At 68.7% G+C, this 14980-nt stretch carries 11 protein-coding genes; 5 read left to right on the top strand and 6 right to left on the bottom strand.

Annotation, left to right across the window (positions count from 1 at the left end; translation table 11 throughout):
- The first annotated feature begins 157 nt into the window (after nucleotides 1-157).
- On the top strand, nucleotides 158-1405 hold the full coding sequence (locus VLK31_RS14465) for a phenylacetate--CoA ligase family protein (RefSeq protein WP_409169253.1): 1248 nt from the start codon (nucleotides 158-160) through the stop codon (nucleotides 1403-1405).
- A 76-nt stretch (nucleotides 1406-1481) separates the two neighbouring features.
- Here the strand turns inward: VLK31_RS14465 and VLK31_RS14460 are convergent, their stop codons facing one another.
- From VLK31_RS14460 to VLK31_RS14450, 3 genes are all read right to left on the bottom strand, one after another.
- The gene (locus tag VLK31_RS14460; protein WP_409169091.1) at nucleotides 1482-2525 is read right to left on the bottom strand and encodes a hypothetical protein; all 1044 of its coding nucleotides are present in this window, start codon (nucleotides 2523-2525) and stop codon (nucleotides 1482-1484) included.
- Nucleotides 2526-2652: 127 nt separating this feature from the next.
- Complete coding sequence (locus VLK31_RS14455; protein ID WP_409169090.1) at nucleotides 2653-3192, bottom strand: type 1 glutamine amidotransferase domain-containing protein; 540 nt, start codon at nucleotides 3190-3192, stop codon at nucleotides 2653-2655.
- Between the two features lie 216 nt (nucleotides 3193-3408).
- Nucleotides 3409-4602 (bottom strand): M48 family metalloprotease, encoded by a 1194-nt coding sequence (locus tag VLK31_RS14450; protein WP_409169089.1) that lies wholly within the window; start codon nucleotides 4600-4602, stop codon nucleotides 3409-3411.
- 205 nt (nucleotides 4603-4807) lie between these two features.
- On the opposite strand from VLK31_RS14450, the gene VLK31_RS14445 reads away from it, so the two are divergent.
- The 3 genes from VLK31_RS14445 to VLK31_RS14435 all read left to right on the top strand — a co-directional run bounded on the left by VLK31_RS14445 (nucleotide 4808) and on the right by VLK31_RS14435 (nucleotide 9193).
- Complete coding sequence (locus tag VLK31_RS14445) at nucleotides 4808-5794, top strand: tripartite tricarboxylate transporter substrate-binding protein (RefSeq protein ID WP_409169088.1); 987 nt, start codon at nucleotides 4808-4810, stop codon at nucleotides 5792-5794.
- Between the two features lie 121 nt (nucleotides 5795-5915).
- Nucleotides 5916-6686 (top strand): hypothetical protein, encoded by a 771-nt coding sequence (locus VLK31_RS14440; RefSeq protein WP_409169087.1) that lies wholly within the window; start codon nucleotides 5916-5918, stop codon nucleotides 6684-6686.
- On the top strand, nucleotides 6683-9193 hold the full coding sequence (locus tag VLK31_RS14435; protein ID WP_409169086.1) for a hypothetical protein: 2511 nt from the start codon (nucleotides 6683-6685) through the stop codon (nucleotides 9191-9193). Before VLK31_RS14440 ends, VLK31_RS14435 begins: the two co-directional genes overlap by 4 nt.
- 16 nt (nucleotides 9194-9209) lie before the next feature.
- On the opposite strand, the gene VLK31_RS14430 is transcribed toward VLK31_RS14435, so the two are convergent.
- Entirely contained in the window at nucleotides 9210-11339 is a 2130-nt protein-coding gene (locus tag VLK31_RS14430) for a PQQ-dependent dehydrogenase, methanol/ethanol family (protein WP_409169085.1), read from the bottom strand.
- Nucleotides 11340-11481: 142 nt separating this feature from the next.
- Between VLK31_RS14430 and VLK31_RS14425 the strand changes: the two genes are divergently transcribed.
- Entirely contained in the window at nucleotides 11482-12741 is a 1260-nt protein-coding gene (locus VLK31_RS14425) for a helix-turn-helix domain-containing protein (RefSeq protein ID WP_409169084.1), read from the top strand.
- A gap of 13 nt (nucleotides 12742-12754) precedes the next feature.
- Here VLK31_RS14425 and VLK31_RS14420 read toward each other — a convergent pair whose 3' ends face one another.
- Nucleotides 12755-13909 (bottom strand): ROK family protein, encoded by a 1155-nt coding sequence (locus tag VLK31_RS14420; protein ID WP_409169083.1) that lies wholly within the window; start codon nucleotides 13907-13909, stop codon nucleotides 12755-12757.
- Between the two features lies 1 nt (nucleotide 13910).
- Nucleotides 13911-14717, bottom strand: a complete 807-nt coding sequence (locus VLK31_RS14415; protein ID WP_409169082.1) for an ATP-binding cassette domain-containing protein — start codon at nucleotides 14715-14717, stop codon at nucleotides 13911-13913.
- Nucleotides 14718-14980 lie beyond the last annotated feature (263 nt).

Raw genomic sequence — 14980 nt, 5'->3', positions numbered from 1 at the left:
TGCTCCCCGCAGCGAAATAAAGGAGGAGGCCGCAGGCCGGGGGACATTCGCGGAGGGGAGTACCCGGCGGCCTGTGCACGCGCCCTGAACAAAGCGCCCTGAACAAAGCGCCCATTTGCAGAACAGAACTGAACACGACCAGATGAAGGGTACGGACATGACCGACCACTACGACCAGCTAGAAACCCGTGACCCCACAGAACGCGAACGTGACCTGCTGGCAGCATTGCCCAGGCAGATCACCCAGGCACAGACCGCCACGTCCGCGTTCGCGAAGATCCTCGACGGCGTCAAGCCCGCAGACGTCACGACACGCGACGCACTGGCAAAACTACCGGTCACGCGCAAGTCGGAACTGCTGGAACTGCAGAAGACACGACGCGCCGACGACCCCTTCGGCGGGTTCGCGTCCATCGTGCGCGGGCCTCGCATGCCACGCGTGTTTGCGAGCCCCGGCACCATCTACGAGCCCGAAGGCGAAGCGCGCGACTACTGGCGCACCGCGCGTGCACTGCATGCGGCGGGCTTTCGCGGCGGCGAGCTCATTCACAACAGCTTCAGCTACCACATGACCCCCGCCGGCTCCATCATGGAAAGCGGCGCGCATGCCATGGGCTGCACCGTGTTCGCAGGCGGCACCGGGCAGACCGAACAACAGCTCGAAGCCATGGTCGACCTCAAGCCCGAAGGCTATGCAGGCACGCCGAGCTTTCTGAAGATATTGCTGGAGAAGGCCGAAGAGAAAGGGCTCCAGCTGCCCTCGCTCACCAAGGCACTGGTCTCCGGCGAAGCCTTTCCGCCGAGCCTGCACGACTGGATTGCCGCGCACGGCGTGAAGGGCACGCAGTGCTACGCCACCGCCGACCTCGGCCTCATTGCATATGAAACCAGCGCACGCGAAGGCCTGGTGATCGACGAAGGCGTGCTGGTCGAGATCGTGCGGCCCGGCACCGGCAACCCGGTGCCCGACGGCGAGGTCGGCGAAATCGTCGTCACCACCTTCAACCCCGACTACCCGCTGGTGCGCTTCGGCACCGGCGACCTGTCGGCCGTGCTTTCAGGCACCTGCCCCACCGGGCGGACCAACAAGCGCATTAAGGGCTGGCTGGGCCGGGCCGACCAGACCACCAAGGTGCGCGGCATGTTCGTGCACCCCTCGCAAGTGGCCGAGGTGGCGCGGCGTTTTCCTGAAGTGCAGCGCGCGCGGCTGGTGGTGTCGGGCGAGATGGGCGACGACAAGATGACGCTGAAGCTCGAATGCGCCGGTGCGCCCGAAGGGCTGGACGCACGCATTGCCGACGCTGTGCGCGAAGTGACCAAGCTGCGCGGCACCATCGAACTGGTGGCGCCGGGCAGCCTGCCGAACGATGGCAAGGTGATCGAGGACGCGCGCAGCTACAAGTAGCGCCGGCGCAACCGTGAGCTGCGAATAGCGCCGGTACACCCGTGTGAACTACGAGTAGCGCCGGTACACCCGGGAACTACGAATAGCGCCGGTACAACCGGCGCGTGACGGTGCGCGTGAGCGCCACCACCAGCGCCAGGTACACCAGCACCAGGGCCACGATGAAACCGATGAAGCCGACGATGCCGCCGCCGCTGTAGAAGCCGCTCGACGTGGTCATCGCCACAAAAAGCCACGCCAGTGCAATGACGATACAGCCCACCTGCACCAGCACAAAGGACAGCACCGCCGCGGCCACGGCCCTGAACGGGCGCACCACCGGCAGCCCGCGCCGCGCGCCGAGCCAGCCGCCCCAGTAGGCGAGCGCAAAGCCCACCGCCAGCGGCAAGCCCCAGGTCAGCAGCAACACCAGCACGTTCATGTCGGGCACCGGAAACGCCCAACGCGCCGCGGCCAGGCTGCCCCACAGCTGGAGCGACGAGAACATGGTGGCGATCAGCAGGGCGATGGCGCGGCGTGGCGGCACACCCAAGGCCTCTGGCGCATCGACAGCATCGGCCACATCGGCATATGGCTCCGCACTGTGCGCGACGCGGCTTTTCGCCAATGCGATGCGCGCCGCCAGCCAGAGGCCGAGCACGACCACTACCAGTTGCACGAGCGACTGCAGCAGCATGGCCACGCCCATGGAGATGCGCGGCGAATAGGCGAAGACGTTCTCCAGACGGCCGCCCGGCATGAACATCACCTGGAACTCATAGAACAGCGGCGTCAGCGCGTAGGAGTTCAGCACCAACGCCACCACCCACACACCGCCGAAGCGCAGCCGCGCATCGTGCGACAGCGCCACGCGGGCCATGCCCAGGCGTTCGAGCGCATTGCGTGCGTGGCTCCACGCCAGCACGGCGGCTATTGCCCAGGACATCAACAGGCCGGCGAGCAGGGTGACCCACACGCCGGGCGAGGCGTATGCGCTGCGCATCTCCTCGGCCTCCGGCGTGGAAGGCAGCAACAGCACGGCCATGTTGATGACGAACATGGCCGCGTCGAGGCCGACCGCGATCAGCACAAAGTCGCGGGGAAGGCGCAGCGCGCGCACATAGGAAGGAGTCACCGGCATGTAAATACTTTCTCGTTGCATCAGGCATGCCACTTGGGGCATGCGAACACAGCGAGGGTATCGGATGACGGCGCGCGGGCCGTGTAGGTTCAGTGCGCGAGTGCGGCCGCCGGGCGGCCCGCGCCGGTCACTGGATTTCCGACTCGTACGCCACTTCGAACAGCTTGGTCATCTCGCGGTTGAAGGCCGGCAGGTCGTCAGGCTTGCGGCTGGTGACGAGGCCGTGGTCGACCACCACTTCCTGGTCGCTCCACGTCGCACCCGCGTTGGTGAGGTCGGCGCGCAGCGAAGGCCACGAGGTCATCTTGCGGCCCTCGACGCCGCCCGCGTCGATGAGCGTCCACGGGCCATGGCAGATGGCGGCGATGGGCTTGCCGGCCTCCAGGAACGCGCGAATGAAGTCGATCGCCTTCTCGTCGATGCGCAGGGCGTCGGGGTTCACCACGCCGCCGGGCAGCAGCAGGGCGTCGAAGTCGTCGGCGCAGGCGCTTTGCAACGGCACATCGACTGGGAAGCTGTCGGCCTGGTCATGGTGATGCCAGCCGCGCACCTGACCTTCGACCGGCGACACGATGCGTGTGAGCGCGCCGGCCAGGTCGAGCGCCTTGCGCGGGGAGGTCATTTCGATCTGCTCGAAGCCGTCGGCAACGAGGATCGCGATTTTCATTCCATCGAGAGAAGAGGTAGCCGAAGAAGCGGGCGCAGAAGCAGACGAAGCAGCGGACGAAGAACGGGCGTTGGGCATGTGAAAAGCACTCCTTCAAGGGGTTGTTCAATGCCTCACCGTAAAAGCCTTCGCGCTCTGCCGCATCGTCCGGCGTCGGGTCCGCCTGTCGGACAAGACGAAGGCCGACCGCCGGGCCTGCACCCTGGCCTGCAACCGCTACTTGCGGCAGCTCTTCGGCAGCGCCTTCTCCGCCAGATCGTCGCCCGCCAGGCAATGCCATTCGATGCCGCTTTCGCCCTCCGAGGGCTCCATGCGCAGCGTGCCCTTCACGCCCTTGGGCAGGCTCGCCTCCACCACCATGCTCAGCGCATCGAGCGTGAGCTTTGCGCCGCCGGGCAGCGTGTCGGGCAGGCGCGCGGCCTGCAGCGAGTCCGGAATTTCTTCCTTCTCGGTGTAGTAGTTGCCCAGCGCCTCGCGCACCGCGGCGCCTTCGGTCCAGGCCTGCGCCACGACCGCGGTGCGGGTGTACTCCTGGTAAGCCGGAATGGCCACGGCGGCCAGCACGCCGACCACGGCCACGACGATCACCGCGCCCGCCGCGCCGCCGCCTGCGCGCCCCGTGTAGGGCACGAAGATGGCGAGCACATAGGCCAGCGGGTTGCGGCGCGGCAGCGGGGCTTCGCGGTCGAGCACGCGCGCCACGCGCTTGGTGAGCCACGGGTAGCCGCCGATCAGCTCATGGAACGACGCCCAGAAGCCGCTGTTGCCCGCCGACTGCGCGGCATAGGCCTGCAGGTTGACGTTGCGCCACTGGTGCGCGCCGGCGGCCAGCGCCACCAGGGCGCGCGGCGCGGAGTCGGGCTCTTCGCAGCAGGCCTCGCCGTGCAGGTCGCAGGTGTATTCCTTGGCGCGCGCATAGGCCGCGCCCAGCAGCGGCAGCCACAGCACCGGCGCGCGCCAGATGTGGCCCGTGAGGTGGCCGCGCCGGATGTGGCCCAGCTCGTGGCCGATGTAGAAGTTGACGCCGTCGGGCTGGGTCTCCATGGCGTCGACCACGTCGGACAGCAGCACCACGAAGTTGCGCCCGAAGAAGCGCGTGGCAAAGGCATTGAACATGCCGTCGCCGTGCAGCAGGTAGGCCTCGGGCGGCTTCTCGATGCCCAGGAAGCCGCAGCAGGCCACAAAGCGCGCATGCAGCTCGGGCAGCTGGGTAGGCGAGAGCTTCACGCCCGTGCCCTTGATCCAGGCAATGACCGCCGACTGCGCGAACACATAGCCGATGAAGCCCAGCAGCACATAGACCAGCGCAATGCCCAGCGTGCCCAGAACCAGCAGCACCCACACCAGCAGGCCGAGCCAGAGCGTGATGTTGCCGAGCCAGCGCTCGCGCGGATAGACCCATGGATCCATTGGAAATTCCTCCTCTGTGCGGCCTGCGGGGCCGCCTGGTTTGTGGTTGTTCTGCGCGCCCTCCGGCACGCTCTGCCGGGGCCGATCATGCCCCAGCGCGGTGCGAATCTCGAAGCTCTCCTAAGGGCTATTCGGTATAGGTCAGGTGCAAGTCAGCCGATAAGATCGCGGCCTTTTTACCCCTGTCAGAAGAATCGGAGACGACATGAAGAAACTGTTCGCCCTGGCGGCCATTGCCGCCGCCGCTGTTGCCGCCGCCACCGGTGCCCACGCCCAGGACTTTCCCGCGGGCAAGACCGTCACGCTGGTGGTGCCGTTCGCGGCCGGCGGCCCGACCGACCGCGTGGCGCGCGACCTGGCCGAGGCCATGCAGAAGACGCTGGGCACCACCATCGTGGTGGACAACACCGCCGGCGCGGGCAGCTCCATCGGCACCGCCAAGGTGGCGCGCGCCAACCCCGACGGCTACACGCTGCTGCTGAACCACATCGGCATGTCCACCATGCCGGCGCTGTACCGCAAGCTGCCCTTCAACGTGGAGACCGACTTCGAGTACCTGGGCATGGTCAATGAAGTGCCCATGACGCTCATCGGCAAGCCCACGCTGCCGGCCAACAACTACAAGGAACTGACGGCCTGGATCGCGGCCAACAAGGGCAAGATCAACCTGGGCAACGCCGGCCTGGGCGCTGCGTCTCACCTGTGCGGCCTGCTGTTCCAGAGCGCGCTAAAGGTCGAGATGACGCCTGTGCCGTACAAGGGCACGGCACCGGCCATTGCCGACCTGCTGGGCGGCCAGATCGACCTGCTGTGCGACCAGACCACCAACACCACGTCGCAGATCGAGGCCAAGAAGGTCAAGGCCTATGCCGTGACCACGGCCAAGCGCCTGACCACGCCGGCCCTGAAGGACCTGCCCACGCTGGACGAGTCGGGCGTGAAGGGCTTCGAAGTGTCGATCTGGCACGGCGTGTACGCCCCCAAGGGCACGCCCGCGCCGGTGCTGAAGAAGCTGAACGAAGCCATCAACGCGGCCATGAAGGACCCGGGCTTCATCAAGCGTGAAGAAGCGCTGGGCGCGGTGATCACCACCGACAAGCGCACCGAGCCGGCCGAGCACAAGAAGTTTGTCGCGGCCGAAATTGCGAAGTGGGGCCCGATCATCAAGTCGGCCGGCGTGTACGCGGACTGATCGCCCTTCCCCTTTCCCTTCGTCGACAAACGCAGCCGCAAGGCCGCCTGAGCCCCCCGGGGCCGGGCGGCTTTTTTGTTTATGCTCGCCGGGCTTTCCCGCACGCTCACCCCTTTCATTCATGCGTCTTCGCGGCACCTTGCCTGTGCTGGCCCTGTCGGCCCTGTCGGCCCTGTCGGCCTTGTTGGCCTTGTTCACGCATGAAGGCATCGCCGGCCAACCCGTCACACCCACGCTGCTGTGGATGTGGGACCGGCCCCAGCTTTTCACTTCGCTGCCCGAAGGCGTGGGCGTTGCCTACCTGCACGCCACGGTGCGCCTGAGCGGCGAACAGAGCCGCACCACCTGGCGCCAATGGCCGCTGCGCATCGCACCCGGCGTGGTGGTGGTGCCGGTGGTGCACATCACGCTCGACAACCTCGCGCCCTCCCCCGTCAATGACGCGCAGCAGCAGGCCATTGCCGCCGCGCTGGAACACGCCGCGGCGCACAGCCGGTCGGGCTGGGTGCAGCTCGACTTCGAGGCGCGCCGCAGCCAGCGCGAGGCCTATGTGGCGCTGCTGCGGCGCCTGCAGCCGCTGCGCGCGCGCGGCGTGCGGCTGTCGGCCACGGCGCTGGCCTCGTGGTGCATGAGCGACCCGTGGCTGCCCGCCGGGCTGCTCGACGAGACCGTGCCGATGTACTTCCGCATGGGGGCGGAATCCGCCCGCATCCGACAGCGGCTGCAGGCCACCGGCGCGGCCAGCGTGCCGGCCTGCCGCAACGCGGCGGGGCTGCTGCTGGGCGAGCCCTGGCCGGTGCTGCGCGGCGTGAAGCGGCGCTATGTGTTCCACACGGGCACATGGAAGAACGAAGACTTCAAAAAACTCGACACCAGGGACACGACACCATGACGGCTTCACACACACGCGCGCTGCGCGCCGGCTTCAGACTGCTCGACGGCTTCAAATTGCTCACGCTGACCGCATCGCTCGCCGCCGCCGCCACGCACGCCAGCGGCGGCTACGAGCCGGTCGACCTGTTCTTCGCCACCACCCGGCCCGACCAGCCGGTGCGCGAGTTCATCGAGCGGCCCGCCGGCTACTACACCGACTACCTCGTGCCCTACCAGGTGTTCTGGTACTGGCGCCTGCACGGGCAGGCCTTTTCACCCGAGGCGGTGCGCGCCTTCTCCGAGTTGCTGGGCCAGTTGCCGAGCGAAGACAACGGCATGGACGAAGCCGACGCGGCCTGGACCGACTGGCGCCAGGCCCGCACCGGCGCCTATGCCCGGCTGGGCCATCCGCTGCCCGTGGCCAAGGCACCCGCCACGCCGCCTTCGCAGCAAGCGCCGCAATGGAATGCAGACACCCTGCAGGCAAGCCCCAACTGCTTCTATGGCGACGCCTTTCGCAACGCCACCAAGACGCTGGGCCAGCGCATGGAACGCGCCGCAAGCGACAAGGCCGCCGGCCCGTTCGTGCTGCACTGGCTGCAGGCGCAGGACGCGGTGTTCGACACCTGCAGCGAGAAGCCCGGCACGGCCGCTGCCGCCGCGCCGGCCCCCGCTGCCCTCTCTACCCTCCCTGCCCTTCCCGTCAATTCGCCCGCCTGGCTCACAGCCGACCACGCCTACCAACAGGCCGCGCAGCACTTCTACGCCGGCGACCTCGACGGCGCCGACACCGCGTTCACCGACATCTCCGCGGACAAGGCCAGCCCCTGGCGCGACCTGGCCGCCTACATGCGGCTGCGCGTGCTGGCGCGCCAGAACCCGGGCGGTGAGCCTTCCTACTCGGAGAGCGACGGCCCGGGCAAGGAAAGCGCCGAGGCCTTGAAGCAGCAGGCCGCGCTCACCAGGGAGGTCGATGCCATCGCCCTGCCGCTGCTGAAAAACCCGCGCCTGCAGGCGCTGCACGCGTCGGTGCACCGGCTGGCCGAGGCGCTGCGCATTCGCTACCTCACGCCCGGCACGCGGCTGCAGCGCCTGGCCGACAGCCTGAAGACGATGGGCCCGCCCGATGCGGCAGCCGCCCGGCTGCTGCTGCTGAACCACGAGTTCCGTACCTGCGCCATCGGCGGCTGCAGGTACGTGGGCTCGGCGAACCCGTCGGACCTGGTGCAGTGGCTCAGCACGGTGCGCGGCTTCGACGGCCCTGCCGACACCACCACGGCCAGCGACAAGTGGCGCGAAAAATTCAGCTGGAGCAGTTACCAGCGCACCCACGAACTGGCCTGGCTGATGGCCGCAGCGAGCCTGGTGCCGGCCAGCACTGCAGCCGACGACAAACGCGAAGCCGAACTGCAGGCCGCGCTGGCCGCCGTGCCCGACGACCACCCCGCCCGCTTCGCCGCCACGCAACTGCGCGCGCAGCGCCTGTTTGCGCAGGGCCGCTTCAAGGAGGCGCGCGCCCTGGTCGCCGGCGCGGCCGACTCGCCGCTGATTGCGCACAGCCTCTCGGGCCAGAACCTGGTGAAGGCGCTGCTGCTGCCCACGGCCGCGTCGGAAGACGAATGGCGCCGCCTGGCGATTCGCCCGGTGGTGGCGCGCCGCGACCCCGAGGCCACGCAAGCCAAGCCCAGCGCGGTGCCGCTGGCCAGTGCCTTCGACGACGACGTGGTGCGCTTCCTGAACACGCGCGCGCCGCTGGCGATGTGGCTGCGCCTGGCCGCCGACCCGGCGCTGGCGCCCGCGCTGCGCGACACGCTGCTGGAAACCGCATGGACCCGCGCGGTGCTGGCCGAGGACTACGCCACCGCCCGCCGCGCGGCGCAGATGCGCGTGGCCTCGCTGCCGACCACGCCGGCCAAGGGCCCCGACCCCATCGCCGGCATCCGCCGTTCGCTCGCGCTGGCGCCGGGCGACACCGCCGCATGGCACCGCCTGCTGCTGGAGCGCATGGCCAGCACCACCGAAACGCTGCAACCGCCGCACCTGCCCGGCGCCTCATGGGACATTCGGCCCACGCCGCTTGCGCCGGCGCAAGACCTGACGGCGCAGCGCAACCTGGCGCCCGGCACCTACGGCAAGTGGTGCGCCCCGCTCGGCGTGCAGACATCGGGCGCGCAGACATCGGGCGTGCAGGCATCCGGTGGACAGGCGGCCACCGCCGCCGACTTCGAGCCCCCCGCCTTCGTGCCGCAGGCCGAGCGCACCCAGCAGGCCGCGCTGGTCGCCCGGCTGCGTGCCGTGCCACCGGACTCGGTCTACTTCACGCAGGAAAGCCTGGCGCTGATGCAGCGCGACAAGGCCGACGCGCTGGTGCCGCAGGCGCTCTCGGTGGCGGTGAAGATGGCGCGCTACACCTGCCAGGACAAGACGGTGGGCGACTGGTCGCGCAAGGGCCTGCAGGCCCTGCACGCGAACTACCCGAAGTCGACCTGGGCCGCCAGCACCCTGTACTGGTACGGCGGCCGCTAGGCAACAAACGCCCGGCCTACTTGGGCCGAACGGCGTCCGCCGTTCCCTGAATGAAGGCCTTGATGCTCTCGATGTCGTCGCCCGAGAGCTTGCCCGTGAAGTCCGGCATGCCGCGCGCCATGGCCGGGCCCTTCAGGATGAACTTGTCCAGGTTCTCGATGTACGCCGCGTCCATGTAGCCCAGGTTGGGAATGTTGCCGCCGCGGTCCACGCCCGGCACGCCGTGGCAGAACACGCAGTTGCTCACGTACAGCATGGTGCCGGCCTGGACCTTGGCGGGGTCGTACTTCACGCCCTGCACCAGCTTGTCCATGCGGTACTGCACGAAGTCGGGCATCTTGGCCGTGCCGCCCACCGCAAAGGTGTAGACCGTGCCCGGCCCCTGCTTTTCGGTGGCGCGCTGCGCCAGCCCGTACACGCCGCCCCAGCCCACCGCCACCGACACGTACTGCTTGCCGTCCACCATGTAGGTCGATGGCGCCGCCACCACGCCGGTGCCGGTGGGGGTTTCCCAGAGCTTCTCGCCGGTCTTGGCGTTGTAGGCCAGCAGGCGCCCGTCGGCCGTGCCCTGGAACACCAGGTTGCCGGCGGTGGAGAGCGTGCCGCCGTTCGAGGGCGACACATAGTCCACGCCCCAGGCCTCCTTCTGCGCCACCGGGTCCCAGGCCACCAGGCGGCCGAAGGGCTTGCTGGTGGGCGGCTCCACGTTCGCGAACTTGGCCAGGTTCCAGCCCAGGCCGGCGTGCGGGCGGCCCGGCACGTCTTCGTTGAACTTCCAGTCCTTGTCGTCCATGAGGTTGATCGGCACGTGCTGCGAGGGCAGGTAGGCCAGGCCGGTCTGCGGGTTGAACGACATCGGGTGCCAGTTGTGCGCGCCGAACGGCCCCGGAATGGCGTCGTTGGGCTTGGTGCCGTCGCGCGCAGAGGCCACGCCGATGGGGCGGCCGTTCTTGTCGTAGCCGGTGGCCCAGTTCACCTCGGTGAAGTTCTTCGCGGAAATGAACTTGCCGTTGGTGCGGTCGATGACGAAGAAAAAGCCGTTCTTGGGCGCATGCAGCAGCACCTTGCGCGCCTTGCCCGCCACCTTCATGTCGGCCAGGATCATCGACTGGGTGGACGTGTAGTCCCAGTTGTCGCCGGGGGTCTCCTGATAGTGCCACTTGTACTTGCCGGTGTCGGGGTCGAGCGCCACCACCGAGCCCAGGTAGAGGTTGTCTCCGCCCTTGGGGCTGCGCGCCTTGTGCGACCACGGCGAGCCGTTGCCGGTGCCCACGTACATCAGGTTGAGCTCGGGGTCGAAGGCAAAGCTGTCCCACGCGGTGCCGCCGCCACCGGCCTCCCAGTACTTTCCGCTGGGGTCCCAGGTCTTGGCCGCCTTGGCCATGGAAGCGTCTTCGAAGGGCTTGCTCGGGTCGCCGGGCACCACGAACCAGCGCCACTTCTGGTCGCCGGTCTTGGCGTCGTAGGCGGTCACGAAGCCGCGCACGCCGTACTCCGCGCCGCCGTTGCCGATGATGACCTTGCCCTTGAACACGCGCGGCGCGCCGGTGATGGTGTAGCTGCCCTTCTGGCCGTCCAGCGTGTCTTTCTCCCAGACCTTCTGGCCGGTGGCCGCGTCCAGCGCGATGAGGCGCCCGTCGTAGGCCGCCACGTAGATGCGCCCTTCGTAGATGGCCACGCCGCGGTTCACCACGTCGCAGCAGCCCTTGTAGCCCTTGGACTTGTCGACCTGCGGATCGAAGGTCCACAGCTTCTGCCCGGTGCGCGTGTCGATGGCGTGCACCACGCTCCAGGAGGCGGTGACGTACATGATGCCGTCCACCACCAGCGGCGTGGCCTCCACGCCGCGTGTCGACTCCAGGTTGTACGACCAGACCAGCCCCAGGTCTTTCACGTTGGCCGCGTTCACCTGGTCGAGCTTGCTGAAGCGCGACTCCGCGTAGTCGAGGCCCACGCTGGGCCAGTCGGGGGTTTTTTGCGCCGCGTTGGCACGGATGAAGCTGCCGTCGACGCGCTTGGTGGCGCTTGCGGCGCGCTCCTGTGCGTTCTGGGCCTGGGCCTGGGCCGCGGTCGTGGCAACGCTCGATATGCCCACGCACAGCAGTGCGCCGGCGAGCATCCGCAGCCCGGAGTGTGTTTTTGTCATCGCAGGTCTCCTTTGTGCCGCAAGGATGGTCTGCGCGGGCTTCGCGTTCATCTTGGGGATTTCCCCAGTCCGGTGCTGTTCCATTGCGGAACACATTCGGTGGTGGTCCCCACCGACCCCGCTCAGGGAGGCAACGAACCCCATGGCCCTCGACACCATTGGCACGGCGGATGCGCCGCGCCAGCTTTTTGCCAGCACGCCGGCGCAGCGCGTGGCGCTCGCGCGGCGGCAGTTCTTCGACGAAGGCGTGCGCCCCTCTGGCCTGGTGGGCGAGGCGGTGATTCAGTCGTGGCTGCGCTGCACCCGCACGCACACCGACCGCCAGCGCATCGTGCCCTTCGACGCGGTCACGCCCAGCCGGTTGCACGCCACGCTGGCGCGCAACCGCCAGCTGCTGGAGGTGGCGCGCCTGGAGCTGGCGCAACTGGAGAACATGCTCGCGGGCACCGACTGCCGCGTGATCCTCACCGACCGCGAAGGCGTGGTGGTGCACGTCACCGAGCAGCCGGCCGCCGCGCACCAGCCGGTGCTGCGCAAGACGGCGCGCGTGGGCGTGAACATTTCCGAGCGCATCGTGGGCACCACGGCGCCGGGCATCGTGGCCAGCACCGGGCAGGCCTGCACGGTCGACGGCGCGGAGCACTACTTCGACGTGCTGTGCCACATGCAGTGCGCGGCCGCGCCGATACGCGACGTGACGGGGCAGCTCGCGGGCGTGCTCGACCTGACGGCGGAGGCGCGGCGCTTTGGCTTCGACGCGGCGTCGATGGTGGCGCTGTATGCCACCACCATCGAGAACCGGCTGCTGCAGGCGCAGTCGCGCGACCACCTGATCCTGCGCTTTCAGTCCAGCCCCACGCTGCTGGGCACGCCGCTGGAGGCGCTGGCGGGCATTGCGCCCGACGGCACCATCGCCTGGCTCAACAACGCCGGCGCGCGGCTGCTGGGCCGGCTGCCCGAGGCGGCGGACGAGCGAGACGTCGAATGCCTGCTGGGGCACGACCTGGCAAGCCTGCTGCGGCTGGGGCGGCGAGAAGCCGCACAGCCGCTGCGGCTTGCAAGCGGGCTGGGCGTGTGGGTGCAGGCACACCTGAAAGGCCGGGACGGCGCGGACTTCAGGCATGCGGTGGCGATGCCGGGCGATGCCGCGCCGATGGCCATCGAACGCGGGCCGGACGCTGTGGACCTTGCGGCGGGCGCGAGTCTTGTGAGCGACGACACCGCGCCGCCAGCGGAAACGCTGAGCGCGCACAGCCGAAAGCTGATCGAGGACACGCTGGCGGCGCACGGCGGCAATGTGTCGCAGGCGGCGCGGCAGTTGCGCGTGTCGCGCGGCACGCTGTACCGGCGGCTGCGCGGGTGGCAGCAGACGGAAGAAGATGCCGCGCCCGCACCGGCTTGAACCGACCGACTGATCAGACCGCAGCGTGGGCCAGCGCGCGCGCGCGGCGCGCCTTGGCGTCGGGCTGCAGCGGCCGCAGGTACTCGTGCAGGGCCAGTGCGGCGGCGCCCACAGCGGGCGCCAGCGCGTCGTAGCGCGCGGTGCGCAGCTCGGGCGGCGGCATGCCCGCGCCGTCGGCATGCCGCTTGACGCTTTCGAACGCCGCCTGCGCAAAGCCGCGATGCGCCGCGCACGCCTGCCCGCCGAGCACAATGGCGCGTGGGTTGAACGTGACCCACAGGTTCTGCAGCAGCACGCCGAAGAACGCCGCGGCGCGCGCCATGTCGGCGCCCTGGCGCGCCAGCACGCGCGAGCCGAAGAAAGCCTCGGCGCAACCGCGCCGGCCGCACGAGCACAGCGGCCCGTCGAGCTCGAGGATGGTGTGTCCGATTTCGCCCGCCATGCCCTGCGCGCCGGTGAAGAGCCTGTCGTTCAGCACCACGCCCGCGCCCACGCCCACGTCGCAGTTGACGAAGATGAGCGGGTCTTCGCCCTCGCCCGCAGCAAACTCGTATTCGCCCAGCGCGGCGGCGTCGGCATCGTTCTGCAACTGCACGGTGACGCCCGGCAGGCCGACGGCGGCAAAGGCCTGCTCCAGCGCGGGCAGCAGGCTCACGTTGCGCCAGCCGAGGTTGGGCGCGAAGCGCACGACGCCGGTGCAGTCGTCCACCGCGCCGGGCACGCACACGCCGATGCTCGACAGCCGCAGCCTGCGTTGCTTCAGCTGCACGTTGGCGGCGGCGGCCATGCGCGCCACCTGCGCGCACACGCCGGCCGGTGTGCCATCGGTGAGCGCGTGGGTGTCCGAGTACAGCACCTCGCCCTGCAGCGACACGCAGACCAGGCGCACGGTTTCCACGGCAATCTCCACGCCCATGAGCGCGCGCACGCCCACGTTGATCTGCAGCGGTGTCGACGGCCGCCCGAGCCCGTCGGCCATCGCGGTGCCGCCTTCGCTGAGCCAGTCTTCGTCGATCAGCTCGCGCACCAGCAGGCTCACGGTGGATTTGGTGAGGCCGCTCTCGGTGGCCAGCCGCGCACGCGACAGGCCGGGCTGCGCGCGCAGCAGGCGCAGCAGCACGCTGCGGTTCATGCGCTTGAGCAACTGCTGGTCGCCTATGGTGGTCACGTCAGGCCGATGCGGCTGTGGCTGCGGTGATGGCGTGCGGTGCCTGTTCCTTGCCGTCGGGCCGCTTGCCCGCAATGATCATTCCGAGCACCTGGTCTTCGGTGACGTCGGCGGTGCGGTAGGTGCCCACGAGCTTGCCGTTCTTCATGACGGCGAGGCGGTCGCTGAGGGAGAACACGTCGGGCATGTCGTGTGTGATGAGGAAAATGCCCACGCCGTCGTCCTTCAGTTGCTTCACAAGGCGCCCGACCATGGCGGTTTCTTCGGGGCCGAGCGCGGCGCAGGGCTCGTCCATGATGAGGATGCGGGCGTTGAAGTACAGCGCGCGCGAGATGGCGACCACCTGGCGTTGTCCGCCGGAGAGGCGGCGCACGGGGATGCGGATGTTGGTGAAGTTCTTGTTCAGGCGTTGGAACACTTTGCGTGCCTGCACTTCCATGAAGTGGTCATCCAGGGTGTTCCAGGCGGTCATTTTCTCGCGGCCGAGGAAGAGGTTGGCCACGGAGTCGAGGTTGTCGGCCAGCGCAAGGGTCTGGTAGATGGTTTCGATGCCTTGGGCCTGTGCTTCGGCGGGGGTGCGAATATTGACTTTTTCGCCTGCGATGAGTGTGTCGCCCGAGTCGATGGGGTAGGCGCCCGCGAGCATTTTCATGAGCGTGGATTTGCCGGCGCCGTTGTGTCCGAGCAGGGCCACCACTTCACCGGGGTAGAGGTTGACGCTGACACCGTCCACCGCCTTGACGCCTCCGAACGATTTGCGAATGTCTTTCAGCTCTACCAGGGGGCTGGATTTGTCTACTGCTGTCATCTCAGTTTCTTTCGTGGAACGACTGCTGAACTGTGCGTGGGGCATAAATTCCTTCGGGGCGCGTGCACCGGCCGCCGGGTACTCCCCTCCGCGAATGTCCCCCGGGGCTGCGCCCCTCCTCCTTTATTTCGCTGCGGGGAGCACCCGACGCCCTGTGCACCAGGGCACGCTCTGGGTGATCGCGCGATCAACCACTGCTCCGAATAACGCTCGTGAGGGTGGGGTGCCTTGCGCAGCGAAATAAAGGAGGAGGCCGCAGGCCG

This window comes from Variovorax sp. H27-G14, from assembly GCF_046156345.1.
Lineage (GTDB): Bacteria > Pseudomonadota > Gammaproteobacteria > Burkholderiales > Burkholderiaceae_C > Variovorax.
The sequence above is the reverse complement of the archived record's forward strand: the minus strand, read 5'-3'. Positions and strand labels throughout refer to the sequence as shown.